At 40.8% G+C, this 4,829-nt stretch carries 4 protein-coding genes; 2 read left to right on the top strand and 2 right to left on the bottom strand.

Going from position 1 to position 4,829, the window contains the following annotated elements; all coding sequences use genetic code 11:
* Nucleotides 1-83 precede the first annotated feature (83 nt).
* Both guaA and ACTXGO_RS09685 read left to right on the top strand, forming a co-directional pair.
* Nucleotides 84-1,703 (top strand): glutamine-hydrolyzing GMP synthase, encoded by a 1,620-nt coding sequence (gene guaA, locus ACTXGO_RS09690; protein WP_443574240.1) that lies wholly within the window; start codon nucleotides 84-86, stop codon nucleotides 1,701-1,703.
* 58 nt (nucleotides 1,704-1,761) lie between these two features.
* Nucleotides 1,762-3,192, top strand: a complete 1,431-nt coding sequence (locus ACTXGO_RS09685) for an ATP-binding protein (protein ID WP_443574239.1) — start codon at nucleotides 1,762-1,764, stop codon at nucleotides 3,190-3,192.
* A gap of 127 nt (nucleotides 3,193-3,319) precedes the next feature.
* On the opposite strand, the gene ACTXGO_RS09680 is transcribed toward ACTXGO_RS09685, so the two are convergent.
* Nucleotides 3,320-4,057 (bottom strand): hypothetical protein, encoded by a 738-nt coding sequence (locus tag ACTXGO_RS09680; RefSeq protein WP_443574237.1) that lies wholly within the window; start codon nucleotides 4,055-4,057, stop codon nucleotides 3,320-3,322.
* Between the two features lie 151 nt (nucleotides 4,058-4,208).
* The coding region (locus ACTXGO_RS09675) for a zinc-binding dehydrogenase (protein ID WP_443574235.1) at nucleotides 4,209-4,829 on the bottom strand (621 nt) is incomplete at its 5' end.

Below are 4,829 nucleotides of genomic sequence, written 5' to 3'. Positions count from 1 at the left end.
CAATCGATGTTATCAGTCGCGCATACTCGTCTTATTCTTGCTAAAATACGCTTATTTTTCTGCTTTTACCATTGGACAATATTATGACCCCTGCCGCCAATAATTCTGCAATTCCAACTATCAAAGAAGACCGCATCCTTATCCTTGATTTTGGCTCGCAATATAGCCAGTTGATCGCCCGCCGTGTGCGCGATTCTGGCGTTTTTTGTGAGATGTTCCCTTATGATATCGACACTCAGCGTATCATCGATTTTGGCGCAAAAGGCGTCATCCTATCGGGTGGTCCTGAGAGCGTCCATGCAGAGAACAGCCCGCGTATCAATGATGCCGTGTTTGAGTTAGGTGTGCCTGTACTTGGCATTTGCTACGGTATGCAAGCGATGGCGGACCGTTTCGGCGGTAAGGTACATGCCAGCGATATTCACGAGTTCGGCGCAGCGACAATCAATGTAAACGGTCACTCACAGCTTACTGATGGCATAGAAGACAGCACTACGGAAAACAGCACAGCCAATCTAAATGTCTGGATGAGTCATGGCGATAAGGTGGTTGAAGCACCCAAAGGCTTTGAGATTATCGCCAGCACGCCAAGCTGTCCGATTGCGATTATGGCCGATGATGATAAGCACTATTATGGTCTCCAGTTTCATCCTGAGGTTACCCATACGCTGCAAGGACAAGCGCTACTCGGCCGCTTCGTCCATCAAATTTGCGATTGCGCAAGGGATTGGACGCCGGACAATATCGTCGATATGCGCGTGGCACAATTAAAAGAGCAAATCGGTGATAAGCAAGTCCTGCTTGGTCTCTCAGGTGGCGTTGATAGCTCGGTGGTGGCGGCACTACTGCATAAAGCGATTGGCGATCAGCTCACTTGTGTGTTTGTCGATAATGGCTTGCTGCGTCTGCACGAAGGCGATCAAGTGATGCAAGTCTTCGCGGAAAACATGGGTGTCAAAGTCATTCGTGTTGACGCAGAAGATCTGTTCTTAAATGCCTTAGCAGGCGAGTCAGATCCCGAAGCCAAACGTAAAATCATCGGTAAAACCTTTATCGATGTCTTCGCCGATAGCGCGCGCCAAGTTAGCGAACAAAGCGATGGCAAAGAGATTGAGTTCTTGGCGCAAGGCACGATTTATCCAGACGTTATCGAATCAGCCAAATCGCATCAAGGCAAAGCGCATGTCATTAAGAGCCACCATAACGTCGGCGGACTGCCCGATGATTTGGCCTTTAAACTTATCGAGCCATTACGTGATCTGTTCAAAGATGAAGTGCGTAAACTGGGTATCACCCTTGGCTTACCTGAGAAAATGATTTATCGTCATCCATTCCCAGGGCCGGGTTTGGGCGTACGTATCCTCGGCGAAGTCAAAAAAGAATACGCCGATATCTTACGCCTTGCTGATGCGATATTTATGCAAGAGCTTGAGCGTTCAGGTTGGTACGACAAAACCGCGCAAGCATTTGCGGTATTTCAACCGATCAAATCAGTCGGCGTGGTTGGTGATGGGCGCCGCTATGCGTGGGTGATTGCGCTACGTGCCGTCGAGACCGTGGACTTTATGACTGCGCGCTTTGCTCATCTGCCCTATGAGCTGATTGAAACGGTGAGTAATCGTATTATGAATGAGATCAAAGACGTGTCGAGGGTCACTTATGACGTGTCGAGTAAGCCGCCGGCGACTATTGAGTGGGAGTAGGGTTTATATCGAAGTAAATAAAAAATAAAGTATCGTCATTAGGTATTAGAGATAAAATATGGAAAGTCAAACAGTTGAGTATAAATCTGATATTCCTAAAAAAGCGAACGATTTGAAAGCTGAAATATCTGCTTTTCTAAATACTAATGACGGTATAATTTATCTTGGCGTTGATGACGATGGTATGTTTATTCCTGATTCAGTCGATAAATTTAAGCATTGGGAATCGCTATTAAGCGATTGGATACAGAGTGCTTTTAACTTACCTTTAAATAGACTTATAAAACTTAATGTATCTGAGCGGTGCTTTGCTATTCATATTAAGCAGGGTGAACAGCCACCTTATTACTATAAAGATGGTGAAAGTTTTAATAGTAAAGGTATTTATATTCGAAATGGTAGTAGTAAACGACGCGCTACTGATGATGAGGTCAGGCGAATGATACAAGCTCAAGTAGCCGATAAGTTTGAAGCGCAAACCGCTCAAACGAAACAAAAATTAACCTTTCAATATTTACAAAATAAGCTCTTAGATAATGATATTGCATTTGATGAGAAAAGCTTAAGACTTCTTGACTTAAATGAAGAGTATAACAATGGCGCGTTAATTTTAAGTGAGCAAAGTCCTTTTGTGACCAAAATAGCTGTTGTTGATGGCTTAGATATGAATAATGACTTTTTAGCAAAAAAAGAGTTCAATGGTTCTTTGGTTAAGCAAATTGATCTGACACTTGAATATATTTCTTTGTTAAACGATAAAAAAGTATCTTTTACAGGTTCCGCTGCAAGATTAGAATATGAGGCCTATCCTGCTAAAGCAATCAGAGAGGCAGTAATTAACGCTTATGCTCATCGTGACTATTCCTTATCGGCAGATACAAAAATAGAAATTTACGATGATAGAATGGAGATATTCTCGGCAGGTAATATACCAGATGGATTAAGTGTCGAAGATATCAAAACTGGTACTAGCGCTCGCCGCAATAATAATCTAGTTCATGTACTCGATAAAATAACATATATGGAAAACTATGGTAGTGGTATTAGAAGAATCTTAGGAAGTTATAAAGATGCTGAAAAAGCGCCTGAATTTATAGTTACAGCTAATCAGTTTAAAGTAATTTTATATAATAGACATTATAGTCTAAATGAAGGCGCTGTAGAGACTGTAAGAAATGACAAGTTGAAGCAAAGCCTTAGTAATGCTGAACAACTTGAGCTAGGTTTCACAGTAGACCAAGACAATATTCTATCTAATAATTCATTCATTACAGATTTAAAACAACACATTGATAGCAATGATGAAAAAATTATTAAACTACTTAAGCTTAATGATGAAATGTCACGTAAAGAAGTCGAGTCTTATTTTGATGAAAGTAGAACAAAAATTTATCAAAGACTTAAAAGACTTATTGAGTTAAATATTATTGATACACGTGGACGAAGTAAATCTACAGTTTATTTCTTGAACGCAAATGAACGCAAATGAACGCAAATGAACGCAAATGAACGCAAATGAACGCAAATGAACGCAAACAATCGCAAACAATCGCAAAATTACCATTCAAACACTCAACTTGGTTGGATGTTTTTTCTTATTTAATTTAAAAACTAATCTATAGGAAATGTAATAGTAAACGGCCTATAGAGTTGACTAAATCGCGACTATAGGTTGCTAACCATTTATTTGCTTCTTTATCAAAATGAGAGTCGCTAAACGAATTGCGAGAGTTTGCTATAGCGCTTGTTAGTGTTGAAATGCTTGTAACCATTTGAACGGGATAATTACCTTTAGTCGATAATTTCGAGTTTATATCGTCACGAACGATTTTTGATAAAGGAATTAAATCTGTCACGTTTATACTTGTTGGTACATGTTTACGAATATAAGATTTATAAAGTCCTTCTAAACATGTATATGATAATGTCATCGCATAATCATAATTAGAAGTATCAACTGCATTATCAATTTTTGATAGCATTGAGTTGAGTTTGTCAGAGCTCCATTGTTGGTTAGGTATTTTAGCTTTTGGCACCGGTTGACCATTACCAAATAGATAAGCTCTTAAATCCTGGGCTTCACTTGGAAAATGGGGCTCTACAATGTCAATAAACGCGCGAAACACTTGAAAGCGAATAGGTTCCTCTAAGTCTCTTAATATATCCCAGTAAAAGTCTTTTCTACTCGTGCTTTTATTCAAGCGCCTACGTTCTTCGATATATAATGAGTAATCTGGTAGTCCACGATCAAAATTTTGTACAACTTTTATAAACTCAGAGCCACTATGGTATGCTGGAGTCTCAGTTCCATTTAGTATATTAAATAAGCGATTGTAAGCAGATATCCATTGCATTTAAACTATCTCTTTATTCTTATATTTACGTGGAATTGTAACTCTACCACAAAGGAATATATTATTTAAAAGTAAAAAACAGTAGTGCCCTACGCTTTTAAAACACTACTGTTACCTTCGAAAGTCACTTTAGAAAATCTAAACCAAAACCCTAACCCCGAACATTCACCACATAACGCCCAACCGTCTGACTCGCCATAAAGCGATCTAAGTACTCAGGGGTTTGCTCAAGGGTAATCTCTTCGCCATAACTCTCAAGATTAGGCAGTTTCATATCAGTAGCCACGCGCTGCCAGATTGCCTTTTTATCCTCTAATGGAATATAGACCGAATCGATACCCAGTAGCGATACGCCGCGAGTGATAAACGGCAACACTGTCATAGAGAATTCAGCAGAAGCCGCCAGACCACAAGAGGTCACCGCGCCGCCTGCTTTGGTTTGCTTAAGTAGATTGGCTAAATAGTCACCGCCAACGGTATCGATAGCATTCGCCCACAGTTCACGTCCGACAGGCCTTTTGCCGACTTCATTGACACTATCACGATGACGGACTTCAGTTGCGCCTAATTCTTTGAGATGCTCGGTTTGTTCCGTTTTTCCTGAGAAGGCGATAACGTCATAACCCAGCTGACTCAATATCGCGATACTAATACTACCGACACCGCCCGTAGCACCGCTGACAGCGACTGGGCCGTGTTCAGGTTTTGCGCCCATTTTCTCAAGCTTTTGGATACTAAGCGCGGCAGTGACACCGCCCGTACCATAGATCAT

Source organism: Psychrobacter sp. T6-1 (assembly GCF_052258445.1).
Note: the sequence above shows the minus strand (reverse complement) of the source record. Positions and strands in the feature narration are given on the sequence as shown.